Origin of the sequence: Brevundimonas sp. 357, from assembly GCF_003938605.1 — a bacterium.
GTDB lineage: Bacteria > Pseudomonadota > Alphaproteobacteria > Caulobacterales > Caulobacteraceae > Brevundimonas.
In genome coordinates this window covers 24,683-43,431 of sequence record NZ_RHWX01000020.1, presented here as the reverse complement: position 1 = coordinate 43,431, position 18,749 = coordinate 24,683, and the positions used below count along the sequence as shown (strand labels likewise).

Annotated in this window: 19 protein-coding genes; 15 read left to right on the top strand and 4 right to left on the bottom strand. The window is 68.7% G+C overall.

The window, feature by feature from the left end:
* Positions 1-186 precede the first annotated feature (186 nt).
* From EGK63_RS15240 to EGK63_RS15180, 13 genes are all read left to right on the top strand, one after another.
* On the top strand, positions 187-483 hold the full coding sequence (locus tag EGK63_RS15240) for a YerC/YecD family TrpR-related protein (protein ID WP_125902181.1): 297 nt from the start codon (positions 187-189) through the stop codon (positions 481-483).
* Positions 484-492: 9 nt separating this feature from the next.
* Positions 493-1,374, top strand: a complete 882-nt coding sequence (gene hisG / locus EGK63_RS15235) for an ATP phosphoribosyltransferase (protein ID WP_125902180.1) — start codon at positions 493-495, stop codon at positions 1,372-1,374.
* Positions 1,374-2,681 (top strand): histidinol dehydrogenase, encoded by a 1,308-nt coding sequence (hisD, locus tag EGK63_RS15230; RefSeq protein WP_125902179.1) that lies wholly within the window; start codon positions 1,374-1,376, stop codon positions 2,679-2,681. The genes hisG and hisD overlap by 1 nt, the downstream gene beginning before the upstream one ends.
* A gap of 160 nt (positions 2,682-2,841) precedes the next feature.
* Entirely contained in the window at positions 2,842-4,275 is a 1,434-nt protein-coding gene (gene hisB, locus EGK63_RS15225; protein ID WP_125902178.1) for an imidazoleglycerol-phosphate dehydratase HisB, read from the top strand.
* Between the two features lie 163 nt (positions 4,276-4,438).
* Entirely contained in the window at positions 4,439-5,038 is a 600-nt protein-coding gene (hisH, locus tag EGK63_RS15220; RefSeq protein ID WP_125902177.1) for an imidazole glycerol phosphate synthase subunit HisH, read from the top strand.
* Positions 5,035-5,793, top strand: coding sequence for a HisA/HisF-related TIM barrel protein (locus EGK63_RS15215; RefSeq protein WP_125902176.1), 759 nt, complete (start codon positions 5,035-5,037; stop codon positions 5,791-5,793). The genes hisH and EGK63_RS15215 overlap by 4 nt, the downstream gene beginning before the upstream one ends.
* The gene (gene hisF, locus EGK63_RS15210) at positions 5,783-6,550 is read left to right on the top strand and encodes an imidazole glycerol phosphate synthase subunit HisF (protein WP_125902175.1); all 768 of its coding nucleotides are present in this window, start codon (positions 5,783-5,785) and stop codon (positions 6,548-6,550) included. The genes EGK63_RS15215 and hisF overlap by 11 nt, the downstream gene beginning before the upstream one ends.
* Positions 6,551-6,710: 160 nt before the next feature.
* Positions 6,711-7,337, top strand: coding sequence for a bifunctional phosphoribosyl-AMP cyclohydrolase/phosphoribosyl-ATP diphosphatase HisIE (gene hisIE, locus EGK63_RS15205; RefSeq protein ID WP_125902174.1), 627 nt, complete (start codon positions 6,711-6,713; stop codon positions 7,335-7,337).
* A gap of 41 nt (positions 7,338-7,378) precedes the next feature.
* On the top strand, positions 7,379-8,845 hold the full coding sequence (zwf, locus tag EGK63_RS15200; protein ID WP_125902173.1) for a glucose-6-phosphate dehydrogenase: 1,467 nt from the start codon (positions 7,379-7,381) through the stop codon (positions 8,843-8,845).
* Between the two features lie 71 nt (positions 8,846-8,916).
* A complete protein-coding gene (gene pgl, locus EGK63_RS15195; RefSeq protein WP_125902172.1) occupies positions 8,917-9,618 on the top strand; it encodes a 6-phosphogluconolactonase in 702 nt (233 codons plus the stop codon).
* Positions 9,618-11,507, top strand: a complete 1,890-nt coding sequence (edd, locus tag EGK63_RS15190; protein ID WP_125902171.1) for a phosphogluconate dehydratase — start codon at positions 9,618-9,620, stop codon at positions 11,505-11,507. Before pgl ends, edd begins: the two co-directional genes overlap by 1 nt.
* A gap of 11 nt (positions 11,508-11,518) precedes the next feature.
* Positions 11,519-12,487, top strand: a complete 969-nt coding sequence (gene glk, locus EGK63_RS15185; RefSeq protein WP_125902170.1) for a glucokinase — start codon at positions 11,519-11,521, stop codon at positions 12,485-12,487.
* 73 nt (positions 12,488-12,560) lie between these two features.
* Positions 12,561-12,863 (top strand): hypothetical protein, encoded by a 303-nt coding sequence (locus EGK63_RS15180; protein ID WP_125902169.1) that lies wholly within the window; start codon positions 12,561-12,563, stop codon positions 12,861-12,863.
* Between the two features lie 74 nt (positions 12,864-12,937).
* Here EGK63_RS15180 and hmgA read toward each other — a convergent pair whose 3' ends face one another.
* From hmgA to EGK63_RS15160, 4 genes are all read right to left on the bottom strand, one after another.
* Positions 12,938-14,230, bottom strand: a complete 1,293-nt coding sequence (hmgA, locus tag EGK63_RS15175; protein WP_125902168.1) for a homogentisate 1,2-dioxygenase — start codon at positions 14,228-14,230, stop codon at positions 12,938-12,940.
* A 123-nt stretch (positions 14,231-14,353) separates the two neighbouring features.
* Positions 14,354-15,472: an acyl-CoA dehydrogenase family protein gene (locus EGK63_RS15170; RefSeq protein ID WP_125902167.1), complete on the bottom strand. Its 1,119-nt coding sequence runs from the start codon at positions 15,470-15,472 to the stop codon at positions 14,354-14,356.
* Positions 15,473-15,613: 141 nt separating this feature from the next.
* Positions 15,614-16,798 carry an acyl-CoA dehydrogenase family protein gene (locus EGK63_RS15165; protein WP_125902166.1) on the bottom strand — a complete coding sequence of 395 codons (1,185 nt, stop codon included), beginning with the start codon at positions 16,796-16,798 and terminating at the stop codon, positions 15,614-15,616.
* A gap of 64 nt (positions 16,799-16,862) precedes the next feature.
* Positions 16,863-17,120 carry an Lrp/AsnC ligand binding domain-containing protein gene (locus tag EGK63_RS15160; protein ID WP_040347054.1) on the bottom strand — a complete coding sequence of 86 codons (258 nt, stop codon included), beginning with the start codon at positions 17,118-17,120 and terminating at the stop codon, positions 16,863-16,865.
* A 50-nt stretch (positions 17,121-17,170) separates the two neighbouring features.
* Between EGK63_RS15160 and EGK63_RS15155 the strand changes: the two genes are divergently transcribed.
* The gene (locus tag EGK63_RS15155) at positions 17,171-18,010 is read left to right on the top strand and encodes an alpha/beta hydrolase (RefSeq protein ID WP_125902165.1); all 840 of its coding nucleotides are present in this window, start codon (positions 17,171-17,173) and stop codon (positions 18,008-18,010) included.
* Positions 18,011-18,039: 29 nt separating this feature from the next.
* A complete protein-coding gene (locus tag EGK63_RS15150; protein ID WP_125902164.1) occupies positions 18,040-18,711 on the top strand; it encodes a bifunctional 4-hydroxy-2-oxoglutarate aldolase/2-dehydro-3-deoxy-phosphogluconate aldolase in 672 nt (223 codons plus the stop codon).
* Positions 18,712-18,749 lie beyond the last annotated feature (38 nt).

Here is an 18,749-nt window from a genome sequence, read left to right as displayed (position 1 = left end):
CGCCCTCATGCCCATACTGCCTCAGCAGCGCCGCCGCCGAGCCCCCCGCGTGTCCCGCGCCGATGATCACTACCTTGCTCATGACAGCGCAGATAGAGACGCCGGAAGCGAAGCGCCACCGCCTTTGCACCCATTCCCCACGCGACAGATCGGAAAGCGGGTTGACCGTTCCATTGTTACATCATAATGGAACACGCCATGAGCACCGACGCCGCCAAGACCGCCCTGCTGGACGCCCTGCTCTCGCTGAAGACGCGAGCGGAGGCCGACGCCTTTCTGGCCGACCTGTGCACCCCGGCCGAGCTGCGCGCCATGGCCGAGCGGTGGCAGGTGGCGCGGATGCTGGACGCCGGGGACAAGACCTATCGCGAGATCGCCGCCGAGGCCCCGGCCAGCCCGACCACCGTCGTGCGCGTCGCGCGCTCCCTGAAGGACATGCCGCACCAGGGCTATCGGCTGGTGCTGGACAGACTGAAAGCCTGAGTTGAGATCATGAGTACGGTTCAGGGGCGGCTGCGCATCGCCGTCCAGAAATCCGGCCGTCTGGCCGAACGCAGCCTCGATCTGGTCCGCGATGCGGGCCTGCGCGTGATCAAGGGCAACAACGATCTGCTGTATCGGATCGAGAACTATCCGATCGACCTACTGCGGGTGCGCGACGACGACATCCCGACCTTCGTGGCGGACGGGGTCTGTGATCTGGGTATCGTCGGCGAGAATGTGCTGGAAGAGGTCAGGAACGGCGGGCCGAACGCCGAGGTCGTCATGCCGCTGGGCTTCGGCCGCTGCACGCTGAAGATCGCGACGCCGCCGGGGCTGGACTACGCCGGACCGTCGTCGCTGCAGGGTCTGCGGATCGCCACCTCATACCCCAAGATCCTGCGCCGCTTTCTGGATGAGGCGGGGGTACAGGCCGACATCGTCACCATGCGCGGCGCGGTCGAAGTGGCGCCGCGGCTGAAGCTGGCGGCGGCCATCTGCGATCTGGTGTCGACCGGGGCGACGCTGGAGGCCAACGGCCTGAGCGCGCGCGAGACGGTGCTGGACAGCCAGGCGGTGCTGATCAAGGCGCCGACGCCGCCCGAGGCTGGGCTTCAGCACCTGCTGGACTCCATCGTCGAGCGAATGGCGGGCGTGGTGTCCTCGCAAGGGGCCAAATACGTGATGCTGAATGCGCCGCGCGCGGCGCTGGACCGGATCACCGCCCTGCTGCCCGGCGCCGGATCGCCCACCGTCATGCCGCTGTCCGGACGCGACGACGCTGTGGCCGTCCACGCCGTCTGTCAGGAGGCGGTCTTCTGGGAGACGTTGGAGAAACTGAAGGCGGAAGGGGCTTCGGCCATCCTGGTCCTGCCCATCGAGAAGATGATGTGATGAAGCGTATCGACTGGAACCAACTCGACGCCGCCGGACGCAAAGCCGCCCTGGCCCGCCCGCAGCGCCGCACTGAAGGCTTCGTCTCCAGCGTGGTGCGCGAGATTTTCGACGACGTGCGGGCGCGCGGCGGCGAGGCCGTGACCGACTGGGCGACCCGACTGGACGGCGCCGCCCCGCGCCGCATCGAAGTCACCGAGGCGACCGCCGCCCAGGCCCGCCGCGACCTGCCGCCCGCCGCCGCCCGCGCCCTACGCGTCGCCGCCGACAATGTGCGCGTCTTCCACCAGGCGACGAAGCCCGAGGACACGCCCTTCATCGAGACGACGCCCGGCGTGAAGTCGAAGCTGGTCTGGCGCCCCATCGGCTCGGCCGGGCTTTATGTTCCGGGCGGGACGGCGCCGCTGTTTTCATCGCTGCTGATGCTGGCCATACCGGCGGACGTGGCCGGGGTCGGGCGGCGGGTCGCCGTCACCCCGCCGTCGAAGGAGGGCTCGGTCCACCCCGCCATGATCGCCGCCGCCGCCGAGGCGGGCCTCGATGAACTCTGGCTGCTGGGCGGGGCGCAGGCCATCGCCGCCCTGACCTTCGGCGCCGAACTGGAAGACGGCGTCATCGCGCCGGTCGACAAGCTGTTCGGGCCCGGCAACGCCTATGTGGCCGAGGCCAAGCGCTACGCCTCCTCCTTGCCCGGCGGCCCGGCCTGCGACCTGCCTGCGGGTCCGTCGGAACTGCTGGTCATCGCCGACCGCGACGCCGATTTCGAGATCGTCGCGGCGGACCTGCTCAGCCAGGCCGAACATGACGCCGACGCCCAGGTGATCCTCGTGTCCGACAGCGGCACGGCCCTGAGCGAGATCATCGCCGAGGTCGAGCGTCAGGTCGAAAGCCTGCCCCGCGCCGCCATCGCCCGCGCGTCGCTGGCCGAGGCCCGCGCCATCCGCGTGCGGGACATGGCCGAGGCGTGCGAGGCGGCGAACCTCTACGGCCCCGAACACCTGTCGATCCAGACGCAGGAGGCCGAACGGCTGGTCGAGCGCATCACCGCGACGGGCGCGGTTTTCGTCGGGCGCTGGGCAGCCGAGACGTTGGGCGACTATGCGGCGGGGCCGAGCCACGTCCTGCCGACCGACGGCGCGGCGCGGACGCTGGGCGGCGTCACCACCGCCAGCTTCATGACGACCATGTCGGTGCAGACCGTCAGTGAACAGGGCGCCGCCGCCCTGGCCCCCGTCGCCGCCGCACTGGCCCGGCTGGAGGGGCTGGAGGCCCACGCAAGAGCCGCCGATCTGAGGAGCGCGGGATGACACAAAATCTCTTCCTTCTCCCCTTGAAGAAGAAGGTGGATGCCGGAGGCGCTCGGATGAGGGGTGTGCTGGCTTCGCCCTCCTCCGTCGTGTGCGCGGACACAGCCCCCTCATCCGTCTCGCTGTGCAGGCTGCCTTCTCCCCCGAGGGGAGAAGAATCATGACGCTGCCCGCCCCCTATCCTCCGCTGGTTTGCGGCGGCGAGGGTCTGGATCGTTATCCGGCCGAGCCGACCGCGCTGACGGCTCGCATGGCCGCACTTTACGGCGTCAGCGCCGATCAGGTGCTGCCGACGCGCGGGCTGACGCACGGGCTGGAGCTGGTCTGGCGCCTGTCCGCGCGCGACGGGCTGAAGGTGCAGGCGCCCGACGCCGAGCCCTATACGCAACTGGCCGCCCTCTACGCTCGCCCGGCCGACGACGCCGACACCGTCGCTGTAATCATCCGCGCCCTCGGCTCGCCCGAGGCCGTGGCCGAGATGGCCGAGCGCGTCGCCCCCGCCCTGCTGGTCGTGGACGAAGGCCTGGTCGAGTTCGCCGAGGCGCCGTCCGCTGTGGCGGTGGTGAAGGATCACGCCAATCTGGTCGTGCTGCGCAGCCTGTCGTTTGCCTATGGGCTGGCCGGGGCGCGGGTCGGGGCGGCGATCGCTCAAGCGCAGACGCTGGCGCGGCTGGCCGAGGTGCTGGAGCCCTACGCCCTGCCCGAAGTCTCGGTGCGGCTGGCGATGCAGGCGCTGGACCCGTCGCGGATGATGGAGACGGCCGAACGCATCAGCGCCGTGCGCCGCGAGCGCGCACGCGTGGCCGAGGCCCTGTCGCGCATCATGGCGCTGGAGGCCGGGGTCGGGCCGGTCATCATCGCCAGACCCTCCGACCCGGCAGGCGCCGTGGAGGCCCTGCGCCGCTATGGTCTGGCCGCCGATCCGGCGGGCGAGCGGGTTCGCCTGCCCGTCTCGCTGAAGCCCGAGGTCAACGACCGCCTGCTGGCCGCGCTGGGCGCCGCCAGCCCCGCCGCGCGGCGCAACCGCACGGGTCAGGCCATCCGCGATACGAAGGAGACGCGCATCGTCTGCGCCGTCGATCTGGACAGGGCCGGGCCGGTGAAGATCGAGACCGGCGTCGGCTTCTTCGACCACATGATCGAACAGGTGGCGGCGCACGGCGGATTTTCGATCCGCCTGTCGTGCGAGGGCGACCTGCACATCGATCCGCACCACACGATCGAGGACTGCGCCATTGCGCTGGGTCAGGCGCTGAAACAGGCGCTGGGCGAGCGGCGCGGCATCGGCCGCTACGGCTTCGTCTTGCCCATGGACGAGGCTGAGGCGGCGGTGTCGATAGACCTGTCAGGGCGGCCCTATCCGGTGTTCGAGGGGACGTTCGCCACGCCGATGCTGGGCGATTACCGTACCGACCTGACGGCGCACGTCGTGCGGTCGCTGGCCGAAAATCTGGGCGCGGCGGTCCATGTCCGTGTCACCGGCGACGACGACCACCACAAGACCGAGGCCGTGTTCAAGGCGCTGGGCCGCGCCCTGCGACAGGCGATCCGGGTCGAAGGCGATGTGGTGCCCAGCACAAAGGGGGTGCTGTGATGAAGGCGACGGCTTTCCTTCTCCCCCTGTGGGAGAAGGTGGGCGCCAGAGGCGCTCGGATGAGGGGTGTGCTGGCTTCGCCCTCCTCCATCTCATGCGCGGACACAGCCCCCTCATCCGTCTCGCTCCGCGAGCCACCTTCTCCCACGAGGGGAGAAGGGCGATGAACGTCACCCTGATCGGTTATGGCTCGGGCAATGTGGCCTCGGTGCGGTTCGCGCTGGAGCGGCTGGGCGCGCGGGTGCGGATCACCGACGATCCGGCCGATGTGGCCGAAGCCGAAAGAGTCATCCTGCCCGGCGTCGGCGCGGCCGGTTACGCCATGCAGAGGCTGAAGGCGTTGGACCTGATCGAACCGCTGCGCCGGTTTCCACGTCCGCTGCTGGGCGTCTGCCTGGGCCAGCAGCTGCTGTTCGACGCCAGCGCAGAGGATGGCGGGGCCGACCTGCTGGGGCTGATCCCCGGCCGGGTCGAGGCCATCCTTCCCGCCCCGTCGCGCCCCTCGCCCCACATGGGGTGGAGCCGCCTGACGATCCGTCGCGACGACCCGCTGCTGGACGGGGTGAAAGACGGCGACTGGGCCTATTTCGTCCACGGCTTCGTCTGCCCCGACGGTCCGGCGACCCTCGCCGCCGCCGACTACGGCGCGCCCGTGCCCGCCGTGGTCAACAGCGCCAACCGCTGGGGCTGCCAGTTCCACCCGGAACGGTCGGCCGCGCTCGGCGCGCGTATCTTGAAGAACTTCCTGGAGCTGCCCGCGTGATCATCTATCCCGCCATTGACCTGATCGAGGGCCATGCGGTTCGCCTTCTGCACGGCGATTTCAATCACGTGACCCGCTATGATTCCCACCCCGCCAACCGGCTGGCGGCCTTTGCCGCCGAGGGCGCCGAGTGGATTCACGTCATCGATCTGGATGGGGCCAAGGCAGGCGAGGCGCGTCAGTATGACCTGATCGGCGACATGGCCCGGGCCGTGCACATCAAGGTCCAGTCGGGCGGCGGCGTCCGCTCGGGAAGGGATATCGAGCACCTGCTGGGCGCCGGGATCAGTCGTGTCGTCATCGGCTCGCTGGCCGTCACCGACACGGATCAGGTGCTGAAATGGCTGGAGCAGTTCGGCCCCGACGCCATCGCCCTGGCCCTGGACGTCCGCTACGAGGACGGCTTGCCCGTGCCTGCCCTGAAGGGCTGGACCCAGTCGTCGGGCGTGGATCTGTGGAGCGTGCTGGATCGTTATCCGGTCGGAATGCTGCGCCACATCCTGATCACAGACGTCGGCCGCGACGGCGCCCTGACCGGCCTGAACCAAGAGCTGCTGTCCCAGGCCATCAGCCGACGCCCCGACCTGGACATTCAAGCCTCAGGCGGGGCGGCCAGTCTGAACGACCTGATCGCCGCCAAGGCGATCGGCTGCGCCGGGGCCATTACCGGCCGCGCCCTCTACGCCGGCCGCTTCACCGTGGCCGAAGCCATCAAGGCCGTGAACATGGCTCCGGTCTCGGCCAATGACCGCTAGACGCATCATCCCCTGCCTCGACGTGAAGGACGGCCGCGTGGTCAAGGGCATGCGGTTCGAGGGCCACGTCGACATGGGCGACGCCGCCGAACTGGCCGCGCGCTATCGCGATCTGGGCGCGGACGAACTGGTCTTCTATGACATCACAGCCAGCCCTGAAGGGCGGACGCTGGACTTTGGCTGGGTGCAGGACATCGCCCGGCTGCTGGACATTCCCTTCTGCGTCGCGGGCGGCATCCGCACGGTGGAGCAGGCGGCGCGGTGCCTCGATCACGGGGCGGACAAGGTGTCGATCAACTCGCCCGCGCTGGAGCGACCCGAACTGATCGGCGAGATGGCCGCACGTCTGGGGCGCCAGTGCGTCGTCGTCGGCGTCGACAGCGCCTTTCAGGACGGCGAATGGCGGGTGCACAAATACACCGGCGACCCGAATGCAAGGCGCGGCGCCGGGCGGCTGACCATGGAGTGGATCGTCGAGGCTCAGAGGTTGGGCGCAGGCGAGATCGTGCTGAACTGCATCGATCAGGACGGGGTGCGGCGCGGCTATGACCTGGACCAGTTGGCCGAAGCGCGGCGGCGGCTGACCATTCCGCTGGTGGCGTCCGGCGGCGCGGGCGCGGTGGAGCATTTCCGCGACGTGTTCGTGGAAGCGGACGTGTCAGGCGCGCTGGCGGCCAGCGTGTTTCACTCAGGCGCGATCACGATCCCGGAACTCAAGCGTTACCTGGATGCGCAGGACGTGGAGGTGAGGATATGACGACCATCTGTATCCTTCTCCCCTCGTGGGAGAAGGCGGCTCGCGGAGCGAGACGGATGAGGGGGCGGCCTGCCTCATCTCCCGCCGTCTCGCGTGCTGACACCGCCCCCTCATCCGAGCGCCTCCGGCGCCCACCTTCTCCCACGAGGAGAGAAGGAAGATGAGTCTCGACATCACCTCCATCGACTTCGCCAAAGGAAACGGCCTGATCCCCGCCGTGGTGCAGGACGCCGACACCCTGCAGGTGCTGACCCTCGCCTATATGGACGAGGCGGCGCTGCGCGAGACGCTGGACAGCGGACAGGCGACCTTCTTCTCGCGCTCGCGCGGCGGGCGGTGGAGGAAAGGCGAGACGTCGGGGAATTTCCTCAACGTCGTCTCGGTGACGCCCGACTGCGACGGCGACGCCGTGGTGGTGAAGGTGCGCCCGGTCGGCAACGCCTGCCATCTGAACCGCATCAGCTGCTTCGGCGACGAGGACGCGCCGGGCCTGGGCCGCATCGGGCGGCTGGAGCGCACCATCCATGTCCGCGCGCAGGCCGATCCCGATGACAGCTGGACCGCGCGCCTGATCGCCCAGGGTCCGAAACGCGCGGCCCAGAAGGTCGGCGAAGAGGGCGTCGAAACGGCCCTGGCCGGGGCGGCGGGAGATAATGCGGAACTCGCCAGCGAGGCGGCGGATTTGATCTATCACCTGCTGGTGCTTCTGCACGCGCGTGACATGGTGTTTCAGGATGTACTGGACGTTCTGGGCCGGCGGGCGAAACCGGCTACAGATCAAGGCTGACGGCCCGCTGTGCGGGTCGGCCTCGGACGAAGGAGACCTGAATGGCGGCGCTGATACTGTTCGGAGGCGGGGGCGACCTCGCCATGCGGATGCTGCTGCCGTCGCTGTACTTCCTGGATCACGACGGCCTGCTGCCGGACGGGCTGAAGATCATCGCCGCCGCCCGCACCGAAGAAACGACCGAGGCCTATCTGGAGAAGGCGCGCGCGGCGGTGCAGCCCCGCGCCGAGACCGACGACGCCTGGAGCGAGGACAGCTGGCGCCGATTGACTGAGCGGCTGGAATACGTGGCCGTCGACGCCACCGACGCCGAAAGCCTGAAGCCGTTGAAGGCGCGCTGCGGCAAGGGCGCGATCACGGCCTTCCTGGCGGTGTCGCCGTCCCTCTACGGCCGCATCGTCACGGCCATGAAGGCGGCAGGCCTGGCCGAGAAGAACGACCGCATCGTGCTGGAGAAGCCGGTCGGGCGCGATCTGGAAAGCTTCCGCGAAATCGACGACGCCGTGGCCGACGCCTTTGACGAACGGCAGGTATTCCGCATCGACCACTACCTCGGCAAGGAGACGGTGCAGAACCTGATCGCCCTGCGCTTCGGCAACGCCATCTTCGAGCCTTTGTGGAACAATCTGACCATCGACCATGTGCAGATCACGGTCGGAGAAACGGTCGGTGTCGGCGACCGCTGGCCCTATTATGACGAGTACGGCGCCCTGCGCGACATGGTGCAGAACCATATGCTGCAACTGCTGTGTCTGGTGGCGATGGAGCCGCCCAGCGATCTGGACCCCGACTCGGTACGCAATGAGAAGGTGAAGGTGCTGCGTTCCCTTCGCCCCATCATGGCCGAGGACGCCGAGCGCGTGACCGTGCGCGGCCAGTATACGGCCGGGGAGGTCGAGGGCCGCCCTGTCGACAGCTATGAGACCGAACGCGGCCAGCCGTCGGATACCGAGACCTTCGTCGCCATCCGCGCCGACATCGACAACTGGCGCTGGGCGGGCGTGCCCTTCTTCATGCGCACCGGCAAGCGGCTGGCCGAAAAGCGCACCGAGATCGTCATCCAGTTCAAGCCCGTGCCCCACTCCATCTTCGGCCACGGCGCCAGACACGGGATTGGGGGCGACATCTATGACAACCGACTGGTGATCGAACTGCAGCCGGACGAGGACATCTCCCTGTCGGTGATGAACAAGAAGCCGGGGCTGGAGCAGCGCATGCAGCTTCAGCCGATCCGGATGAGCCTGTCGTGGGGGCAAGACGGCAAGGACGCCGCCCCGCCGCGACGCCGCGTCGCCTATGAGCGGCTGCTGCTGGACGCCCTCAACGGCGACTCCACCCTGTTCGTGCGCCGGGACGAGGCCGAGCAGGCTTGGAAATGGGTCGATGAGGTGGCCGACGCCTGGACGTGTCGCGAGTGCAAGCCGCTGGACTATGCGGCGGGCAGTTGGGGACCGGAGGCGGCCGACCTGCTGCTGTCGCGCACGGGACGGAAGTGGAACGTGCGATGAGAACCCCAAGCACTCTTCCTTCTCCCCTCGCGAGCAGCCTTCTCCCACCAAGGGAGAAGGGAAGTGTCGGCATGATCCAGAGTTTCCCAATCCTCGACGTATGGGCCGAGGCCGTCGCCGATCGCTTGGCCGGGGCGCTGGCGGGAGCTCTGGCCGCCGACGGGCGCGCCCTGTTCGCCGGGTCGGGCGGGTCGACGCCTTCGCCCATCTATGCGCGGTTGGCGCAGGCCGATCTCGACTGGGCCAAGGTCACGACGACGCTGGTGGATGAGCGTTATGTGTCCGAAACGTCGCCGGACTCGAACGCGACCCTGCTGAAAGGCGCCCTGCTGACCGGCCCGGCCGCCGCCGCGCGGTTCATCCCGCTCTACAGCCCCGCCGTGACGGTGGATCGGGCGGCCGTTCTCGCCTCTCGCGCGCTGGACGCCGAGGGCCGCCCGCTGGACGCCGTCCTGCTGGGCATGGGCGAGGACGGGCATATCTGCTCCATGTTCCCCGGCAGTCCGACGCTGACCACCCTGCTGACCCCGAGCCTGAAGCCCGCCGTCTACGGCGTGCCAGCCGGGCGCGACGGCGCGGCACCGCCGCAGGAGCGGCTGACGCTCAACCTGCCGTGGTTGGCCTCGGCGCGGTGCGTCGTGCTGGCCCTGACCGGGGCCAAGAAGCGCGCCGTGTTCGAGCGGGAAGCGGCGGGCGATCCGGCCGTCAGCCCCATCGCCGCCCTGATCGCGGCGAACGCCCCCCTTGAAGTGTTCTGGACGGAGGCCGACTGATGGCGCTCAATCCTGTGGTGGCCGAGGTCACCGCCCGCATCGCCGAACGCAGCCGCAAGACCCGCGCCGACTATCTGCGCCGCATGGACGCGGCGACGGGATCGGGGTCGGGGCGGGCCAAGCTGTCGTGCGCCAACTGGGCCCACGCCTTCGCCGGGCAGACGGTGGCGGACAAGCTGACCGCCATGACCGGCGCCCAGCCGAACCTCGGCGTCGTCACCGCCTATAATGACATGCTGTCGGCGCATCAGCCGTTCGAGCGCTTCCCCGAGATCATCCGTCAGGCCGCGCGCGAGGTCGGCGCCACAGCCCAGGTGGCGGGCGGAACCCCGGCTATGTGCGACGGCGTCACGCAAGGTCGCCCCGGCATGGAGCTGAGCCTGTTCAGCCGCGACGTCATCGCCATGTCGACGGGGGTGGCCCTGACCCACGACGCCTTCGACGCCGCCCTGATGCTGGGGGTGTGCGACAAGATCGTGCCGGGGCTGTTCATGGGGGCGCTGGCGTTCGGACACCTGCCGGTCGTCTTCGCCCCGGCCGGGCCGATGCCCAGCGGTCTTCCCAACGCCGAAAAGGCCCGCGTCCGCGCCGAATATGCGCAGGGGCTGATCGACCGCGCCGAACTGTTGAAGAGCGAGATCGCCAGCTATCATTCGCCCGGCACCTGCACCTTCTACGGCACGGCCAATTCCAACCAGATGATGATGGAGATCGCCGGACTGCACCTGCCCTCGACCGCCTTCGTCCACCCGGACACCGGCTTGCGCGACGCCCTGACGGCGGCGGCGGCCAAGCAGGCGATCGAGCTGGCGCGCGAGGGGCGCGGACGCATGGCCGACGTCGTGTCTGAGAAGACCATCGTCAACATGATCGTCGCCCTGCTGGCCACCGGCGGCTCGACCAATCACGCCATCCATCTGGTCGCCATGGCGCGGGCGGCGGGGGTGCTGATCGACTGGACCGACATGGATCAGCTGTCGTCGGTCACCCCGCTGCTGGCGCGGGTCTATCCGAACGGGTCGGCCGATGTGAACGCCTTTCAGGCGGCGGGCGGGGTAGCCTTCGTCACCCGCGAACTGGTCCAGGCGGGCAACCTGCACGCCGACGTGACCACCGTCATGGGCCAAGGGCTGGAGCATTATTTCAAGGAGCCCCAACTGGAGGACGGCGAATTGGTCTGGCGCGACACAGTGAAGGAGAGTCTGGATCTGAGCATCCTGCGCCCGGCCTCGGATCCGTTCGACCACGAGGGAGGCCTGCGGCTGGTGCAGGGCGATCTGGGCCGGGCGGTCATCAAGATCTCGGCGGTGAAGCCTGAGAACCGCATCGTCGAGGCCCCCGCCGCCGTGTTCGAAACGCAGGAAGACGCGCTTCAAGCCTTCAAGGACGGCAAGCTGAACCGCGATGTCGTGGTAGTGCTGCGCTTCCAAGGACCGCGCGCCAATGGGATGCCCGAACTGCACAGCCTGTCGCCGGCTCTATCCGTGCTGCAGGACAAGGGTTTCAAGGTCGCCTTCGTCACCGACGGCCGCATGTCGGGCGCCAGCGGCAAGACGCCCGCCGCCATCCATGTCAGCCCCGAGGCCCTGGCGGGCGGCCCCCTGGCCCACGTGCGCGACGGCGACGTGATCCGGCTGGACCCTGAGGCCGGTGTGCTGACCACGGTCGGCGTCGGCGACATGGCCGCGCGCCCGGCGGCGACGCGCTCGCGCGCCCATGCCGAGGGCTCGTCCTGGGGCTATGGCCGCGAACTGTTCGGCGCCTTCCGTCAGGCGGTGTCGACGGCGGAGGAAGGCGCCAGCGTCTGTTTCGCCGCCCCCATCGGCGCGAACGGCCACGACGACGGCCCGCCCGATCCCAACCTGGTCGACCGCGCCGTGGACGCCTGAAGGAGAGCCGCATGACCGATCCCCTGCTTCTGGTCGGCGACGTCGGCGGCACCAACGCCCGCTTCGCCCTGGCCCGCATGGTCGACGGTCGCCCCGTTCTGGAGCATTTCGAGAGCTTCCCCGCCGAGATCCACCCGACCTTTCTGGACGGCGTAAAGGCCTATCTCGACGGCTGCCCGGTCAAGCCGACCGGCGGCGTCATCGCCGTGGCGGGGCCGGTGACGGACGGCGCCATCGAGCTGACCAACTCGCCCTGGCGCGTGTCGGAGGGCGAGCTTCAGACCCTGGGGCTGAACCCGATCCGGCTGATCAACGACTTCGAGGCCCTGGCCTGGGGCGCGCCGGTCGTGCCCGAAGACGAACTGGCGTCCCTGGGCGGCCCGGCCCAGGGGGATCCCCACGCCGCCATCGCCCTGGTCGGACCGGGCACGGGCTTCGGCGTCTCCGCCCTGGCGCGCGACGCCCACGGCCGCGAGATGGCCCTGCCCAGCGAGGGCGGCCACGCCTGTTTCGCGCCAGGCGACGAAGTCGAGGATGAAGTCCTGCGCATCCTGCGCCGCCGCTATGACCGCGTCTCGATCGAACGGCTGATCTGCGGGCCGGGCCTGCTGAACCTGCACCGCGCCCTGGCCGAGATCGACGGCCGCGAGACCCACATCGACGACCCCGCCCAGATCACGGCCCAGGCGCTGGACGATCCGAACAGCCCCTGCGGCGCCACCCTGGCCCGTTTCTGCGCCATGCTGGGCGCTGTCGCCGGGGACATCGCCCTGACCACCGGGGCGCGCGGCGGGGTCTATATCGCCGGCGGGATCGTACCGCGCATCCTGCCCTTCATCCAGGCCAGCCCCTTCCGCCGACGGTTCGAGCGCAAGGGTCGGTTCCAGGACTATATGGCCGCCATTCCGACCAAGGTGATCCTGCATAAACACGCCGCCCTTCTGGGCGCCGCGCGCGTGGTCTTCGCCGAGGCGGGCTGAAAATGTGATCACAGGCGCGTGAACCGAATGTGATCCAGCGAGTTTCCTAGGCTCAACCATCTGGAGCACCATCATGCGCAAACTCGTTCTCGCCGCCGTCTCCGTCGCCGCCCTGACCGGCCTGGCCGCCTGCCAGAATCCGGCCGAAAAGGAAGCGGACGCCCGCGCCGACGCCGTCGAGGCTCAGGCCGATGTGACGGCGACCCAGCTTGAGAACCAGGCCGACGCCGCCCCGACCGCAGCCCAGGCTGACGCCCTGAACGCTCAGGCGGACGCCGTGGAGAAGAAGGCCGATGAAAAGGCCGACGCCATCAAGGCCGAGGCCGGCAACGTCGATGGCGGCATGACCACCTCGAACACGCCGCCGAAGTCCTAAGCAGGTCTCACATAGAACAAGGGCCCCGTCGCGATCGCGGCGGGGCCCTTTTCATATCGGATTTGAGGAAGGCTTCAGACCTTGCCCTTTTCGAAGCCGGTCCAGCAGTCGTCGTAGTCCAGTTGCATCAACGGCGTCTGTTCCGCCCAGGCCGTGGTGCGGATCGGCATCCGCGTCTCGAACATGAAGGCCAGGGTGTTCTCGATCTTGTGCGGCTTGAGGTCCGCCTTGGTCGCGCCGTCCCAGCTGGCCTGATCCGGGCCATGGCCGCTCATGCGGTTGTGCAGGCTGGCGCCGCCGGGGGCGAAGCCGCCCGCCTTGGCGTCATACTCGCCGAAGATCAGCCCCATGAACTCGCTCATGACGTTGCGGTGGAACCACGGCGGACGGAAGGTGTTCTCGGCTACCATCCAGCGCGGCGGGAAGATGACGAAGTCGCAGTTGGCCGTCCCCGGCGTGTCGCTGAGCGAGGTCAGAACAGTGAAGATCGACGGGTCCGGGTGGTCGAAGCTGACCGTGCCGATGGTGTTGAACCGCGCCGTGTCATAGCGATAAGGGGCGTAGTTGCCGTGCCAGGCCACCACGTCCAGCGGGCTATGGTCGAAGGTCGTGGCCCACAGCTGGCCGCCGTATTTCTGCACGCACTCAGTCGAGCGATCCACATCCTCGAAGGCGGCGACCGGCGTCTCGAAATCACGTGGATTGGCCAGGCCGTTGGAGCCGATGGGGCCGAGATCCGGCAGGCGGAAGGGCGCGCCGTAGTTCTCGCAGACATAGCCGCGCACCTCACCGTCGACCTCGACGCGGAAGCGCACGCCGCGCGGGATGACGACCACGTGGCCCGGCGCCGCCTCGATAATGCCCATCTCGGTGACGAAGCGCTGCGCCCCCTGCTGCGGCACGATCAGCAGCTCGCCGTCGGCCGAATAGAAGACGCGATCGACCATCGAACGGTTGGCGACATAAAGGTGAACGCCCACGCCCGTCCCGGAATCGGCGTCGCCGTTGCCGCCATAGGTGGTCAGCCCCTCGACCCAGTCGGTCGGCTGGTCCGGCATGGTCAGCGGATCCCAGCGCATCCGGTTGGGATTGGGCGGCGTCTCGGTGAAGGGGCCGGAGCGCACGCGGCCTTGCGCGAACGGCTGATACGGCCCGTGCTGGGCCGAGGGCCGCAGGCGATAGAGCCAGCTGCGCAGATTGTGGTCGCGCGGAGCGGTGAAGGCCGCGCCCGACAGCTGTTCGGCATAGAGGCCCAGCGCCGGGCGCTGCGGCGAGTTGCGGCCGACCGGCAGGGCGCCGTCCACCGCCTCGGTGGCGAAGTGGTTGGCGAAGCCTGTCTGATAGGCGGGCGCGTTGGATCGCGTCATGTCGTTTCTCCCTTGCCGGGAGGTGTAAGCGATCCTCGCCCCACCGTCACCCCGAGCCGCACGGCTTTGCCCTGGATCAAACGAGAGTCAGCATCATCCTTTTCCCTCAAGGGGAGAAGGGGTTCAGAAGCCTTTCGCGCGAGCGAGGCGTTCGGCGTGGAAGCAGGCGTCGCCGAGAAGTTCGTTCAGCACCCGCACGCGCTTCATGAACAGGCCGACGTCGAACTCGTCCGTCATGCCGACGCCTCCGTGCATCTGGACCGCCTCCTGCACCGCCAGTTCGGCGACGCGGCCCGCCTTGGCCTTGGCGATGCCGGCGGCCTGTTCGGCGTCGGGGCGGCCCGCGTCGATGGCCTGAAGCGCGGCCAGAGTGGCGGCCTTGGCCAGCTCCAGCTCGGTGAACAGGTGGGCGGCGCGGTGTTGCAGGGCCTGGAACTCGCCGATCAGCTTGCCGAACTGCTTGCGGGTTTTCAGATAGTCGAGGGTGATCTTGAACGCCTGATCGCCTGCCCCAACCAGCGACGAAGCAGCGCAGGCGCGGCCCAGCGTCAGGGCGGCGTCCAGCGGCCCCCGTCCGTCGCCTACAGCGCGGATCACGGCGTCGGCGTCGACCTGAACCTCGCTCAAGGTCACGCGGGCGGCGTTGTGGGCGTCGACCATGACCGTGCGCTCGACCGACACGCCTGGCGTCGCCGGGTCGATCAGGAACAGGGTCAGGCCCTCATCCGTTTGCGCGGCGACGATCAGGGCGTCGGCGATATGGCCGTCCAGCACGAAGCTCTTGGCGCCATTTAGCTTGAAGCCGTTGCCGGACCGTTCGGCGCGCGCAGCGATCTTGGTCGGGGCGTGTTTCGGCCCTTCGTCGACGGCGAGACTGAGGATGGCCTCACCCGCCGCGATCCTGCCCAGCCATTGCTTCTGTGTCTCTGATCCCGCCGTCTTCAGCACCGTCGCCGCCAGCACGGACGAACCCATGAAAGGCGAGGGCGTCAGGGTGCGGCCCAGACTTTGAGCGATGACGCCCGCCTCGACGGCGCCGAGGCCCGATCCGCCGTCTTCCTCAGGAATGACGACGCCGGCGAAACCCATCTCGCCGAAGGCCCGCCACAGGTCGCGTGAGACGCCGTCCGGGTCGCGGCTGTCGCGCAGTTTCCGCAGGTGGGCGATGGGCGCGTTTTCGCTCAGAAAGCCGTCGGCGGCGTCCTGAAGCATAGTCTGCTCTTCGGTCAGGATCAGGGGCATCAATCCTACTTTCTCTTCGTCATGCCCGGACTTGATCCGGGCATCGGGCGTGGTGGCGAGCGGGCGGCGTCCAGTCCGGCACAGCCCTCGATCCTCGGGTCAGGCCCAAGGATGACGGCGGCCATGGAGGCGGGTTGGGCGTCACGCCCCCGGCAGTTGCAGCAGGTGTTTGGCGATGATGTTCAGCTGGACTTCGCTGGTGCCGCCCTCGATGGAGTTGGCCTTGGTGCGCAGCCAGTCGCGGGCGGCCTGACCGTCGTTCGAGCGCTCGCCTTCCCATTCCAGCGCGTCCGATCCGCCCGCCGCCATGGCCAGTTCGTGGCGGCGCTTGTTCAGTTCGGAGCCGTAGTATTTCAACATGGAGGCGATCGCCGGGTGGGCCTGTTTCGCCTTCATCTGATCGCCCGCCCGCTCCATCGCCAGACGGAAGGCGGCGGCGTCGATGTCGTAGTCGGCGATGCGGGCGCGCAGCAGCGGCGCGTCCAGTCGCCCGGCCTCGTCCAGCCCCAGATTATCGGCCGCGACCTGTCCCAGCGGGCGGCCGACGCCAGTGTCGCCCATGGCGCCGATCATGGTCCGCTCATGCGCCAGCAGGGCCTTGGCCACGTCCCAGCCGCGGTTCAGCGCGCCGATCAGGTTCTCCTTCTCGACCCGCACGTCGTCGAAGAAGGTCTCGCAGAAGGGCGACTTGCCGCTGATCAGTGTGATGGGCCGCGTCGTCACGCCCGGCGTCGCCATGTCGAACAGGACGAAGCTGATGCCCAGATGCTTGGGCGCCTCGGGGTCGGTGCGGACCAGGCAGAAAATCCAGTCGGCCTTGTCGGCGTAGGAGGTCCAGATCTTCTGGCCGTTGACGATCCAGTGGTCCCCCTGATCGACAGCGCGGGTCTGGATGGAGGCGAGGTCGGACCCGGCGCCCGGCTCGGAATAGCCCTGACACCAGCGGATCTCGCCGCGCACGATGGGCGGCAGGAAGCGCTGCTTCTGTTCTTCCGTACCGAAGGCCAGCAGGGCCGGGCCCAGCATCCAGACGCCGAAGCTGTAGAGCGCTGGATGGGCCTTGATGCGGCGCAGCTCGGCGGCCAGCACCTTGGCCTCTTCGCGGCTCAGCCCGCCGCCGCCGTACTCGCGCGGCCATTCCGGCGCAGTCCAGCCGCGTTCGGCCATGTGCTCCAGCCAGGCCTTATGCGCAGGGGTCGGATAGACGGCGTTGCGCCCGCCCCAGACCATATCCGCCTCAAGCGGCGGCGCGCCGCGACATTCCGGCGGACAGTTCGCCTCCAGCCAGGCGCGCGTCTGCGCGCGGAACGTCTCCAGATCGGCCATGGCCGCCCTCCCTCGCGTTCTTGCTTGGAGAGGACGCTAGCCGGTCCTTTTTGGAAACGGAACCCTACTTCTTCGAGGGCAGGAAGGGCGAGAAGGTGATGACGGTGAAGGTGTCGCGGATGTGCGGGCGCGTCTGCACCTGCTTGGTCACGAAAGTGCCGATGTCGGCGTCCTTGGGCAGCTGGAACTTGGCCAGCAGGTCATGCTGGCCCGATGTCGAATAGACCTCGCTCACATTCTCGACATTATCGACCAGATCGGCCGCAACATCGTTGGCGTAGCCCAACTCGCATTTGATGAAGACGAAAATGGCGGTCATCATGGCCTTCAAGCCTCCCGTTCAAGCGGAGGTCTCTAGCGGATGGAGACGACATGGGTAAGGCTTTGTCGCCCGAGGCGACGCAAGTAGAACGGGCCGCGGCCTATGAGGCGGCCTATAACAACCGCGCCCGGGTGCCGGGACACCCCGCCATTCTGGACCGCTGGCGCAAGGACTCGCTGCGGGTGATCGACGCCCGGCGGCCAGAGACGATCGAATACGGCCCGTCCGAACGGCAGAAGATGGAATGGTTCGACGCGGGCGCGGGCGCGCCCGTCGCCGTCTTCATGCACGGCGGCTACTGGCAGGCGCTGGACCGCGGCTGGTTCGCCTGGGTCGCGCCCGCCCTGCTGGAGCATGGGATCAGCGTCGTCGTCCCCGGCTACGACCTGGCGCCCGGTGTTTCGGTCGGCAAGATCATCAGCCAGATGCGCGAGGCAACGGAGTTCGTCCGCGCCCGCACCGGCAAGCGGCCGCTGGTGTTCGGCCATTCGGTCGGGGGGCATATGGCGGCGGGGATGCTGTCCGAAGGCCGGGCGCGCGCGGCGCTGGCGATCTCGGGCGTGTTCGACCTGGAGCCGCTGGTCCATACCTCGCTGAACGAGGCGCTGGGACTGGACGCGCCGGTCGCGCGCGCCCTGTCGCCGATCCACTGGCCCGCGCCGAACGGGGCGACGCCCGGCGGCACCGCCCTGGACTGCTGGGTGGGCGGCAACGAAAGCAATGAGTTCGTGCGCCAGAGCCGCGAGATGGCCGCCGCCTGGGGCGGCAAGGGCGCCGACACCCATGTCGAGATCGTCGAGGGGGCCGACCATTTCACCGTGCTGGACTCGCTGGCCGATCCCGACAGCGCCATGGTGAAGCGGTTGGTGGAGCTGGCCACCGCCGAATAGGCTTCGCCCCTCAGAGTGAAGGAGTTCCCATGCGCCACGACCGCCTCGCGGTGCTCACCGCCCTTGAAACCCAGGGCGTGGTGCCCGTCTTCTATCACCCCGACATCGAGGTCTGCGCCGAGGTGATTCGGGCCTGCGCGCGCGGCGGCGCCAAGGCGATCGAATTCACCAATCGCGGCGACTTCGCCTGGGAGACCTTCACCGCCCTGTCGAAAGAGTTCGCGCACACCGATCCCGACATCATCATGGGCGTCGGCTCGATCCTGGATGCGCCGACGGCGGCCCTCTATCTGGCGTCGGGCGCGCGCTTCGTCATCAGCCCCTGCCTGGTCCCCGAGGTCGCCAAGGTCTGCAACCGTCGCCAGGTGGCCTATTCGCCCGGCTGCGGCTCGGTGCGCGACATCTCCGAGGCGCAGGAGCTGGGCTGCGATATCGTCAAACTGTTCCCCGGCGCATCCGTCGGCGGGCCGGAATTCGTCAAGGCGGTGCTGGGGCCGATGCCCTGGAGCAAGATCATGCCGACCGGGGGCGTCGACCCGGATGAAGCCTCCATCGCCAAATGGTTCGGCGCCGGCATCGTGGCGACCGGCATGGGCTCGAAACTGATCACCGAAGCCGCCATTCAGGCGAAGGACTGGGCCGGCATCGAGGCCAAGGTGCGCCAGACTGTCGAGGCGATCGCGGCGTTCAGAAAGAAGTAGAAACGGCTCTCCCTCCCCTTCATGGAGAGGGTTAGCCG

What these genes read in the sequence shown, in the direction of transcription:
- hisG (WP_125902180.1), top strand. Translation starts at nt 493, where the DNA reads ATGAGTACGGTTCAGGGGCGGCTGCGCATCGCCGTCCAGAAATCCGGC.
- hisD (WP_125902179.1), top strand. Translation starts at nt 1,374, where the DNA reads ATGAAGCGTATCGACTGGAACCAACTCGACGCCGCCGGACGCAAAGCC.
- glk (WP_125902170.1), top strand. Translation starts at nt 11,519, where the DNA reads ATGACCGATCCCCTGCTTCTGGTCGGCGACGTCGGCGGCACCAACGCC.
- EGK63_RS15155 (WP_125902165.1), top strand. Translation starts at nt 17,171, where the DNA reads ATGGGTAAGGCTTTGTCGCCCGAGGCGACGCAAGTAGAACGGGCCGCG.
- EGK63_RS15170 (WP_125902167.1), bottom strand. Translation starts at nt 15,472, where the DNA reads ATGCCCCTGATCCTGACCGAAGAGCAGACTATGCTTCAGGACGCCGCC.
- edd (WP_125902171.1), top strand. Translation starts at nt 9,618, where the DNA reads ATGGCGCTCAATCCTGTGGTGGCCGAGGTCACCGCCCGCATCGCCGAA.
- EGK63_RS15180 (WP_125902169.1), top strand. Translation starts at nt 12,561, where the DNA reads ATGCGCAAACTCGTTCTCGCCGCCGTCTCCGTCGCCGCCCTGACCGGC.
- hisB (WP_125902178.1), top strand. Translation starts at nt 2,842, where the DNA reads ATGACGCTGCCCGCCCCCTATCCTCCGCTGGTTTGCGGCGGCGAGGGT.
- hisF (WP_125902175.1), top strand. Translation starts at nt 5,783, where the DNA reads ATGACCGCTAGACGCATCATCCCCTGCCTCGACGTGAAGGACGGCCGC.
- hmgA (WP_125902168.1), bottom strand. Translation starts at nt 14,230, where the DNA reads ATGACGCGATCCAACGCGCCCGCCTATCAGACAGGCTTCGCCAACCAC.
- zwf (WP_125902173.1), top strand. Translation starts at nt 7,379, where the DNA reads ATGGCGGCGCTGATACTGTTCGGAGGCGGGGGCGACCTCGCCATGCGG.
- hisIE (WP_125902174.1), top strand. Translation starts at nt 6,711, where the DNA reads ATGAGTCTCGACATCACCTCCATCGACTTCGCCAAAGGAAACGGCCTG.
- EGK63_RS15240 (WP_125902181.1), top strand. Translation starts at nt 187, where the DNA reads ATGGAACACGCCATGAGCACCGACGCCGCCAAGACCGCCCTGCTGGAC.
- hisH (WP_125902177.1), top strand. Translation starts at nt 4,439, where the DNA reads ATGAACGTCACCCTGATCGGTTATGGCTCGGGCAATGTGGCCTCGGTG.
- EGK63_RS15165 (WP_125902166.1), bottom strand. Translation starts at nt 16,798, where the DNA reads ATGGCCGATCTGGAGACGTTCCGCGCGCAGACGCGCGCCTGGCTGGAG.
- EGK63_RS15160 (WP_040347054.1), bottom strand. Translation starts at nt 17,120, where the DNA reads ATGATGACCGCCATTTTCGTCTTCATCAAATGCGAGTTGGGCTACGCC.
- EGK63_RS15150 (WP_125902164.1), top strand. Translation starts at nt 18,040, where the DNA reads ATGCGCCACGACCGCCTCGCGGTGCTCACCGCCCTTGAAACCCAGGGC.
- pgl (WP_125902172.1), top strand. Translation starts at nt 8,917, where the DNA reads ATGATCCAGAGTTTCCCAATCCTCGACGTATGGGCCGAGGCCGTCGCC.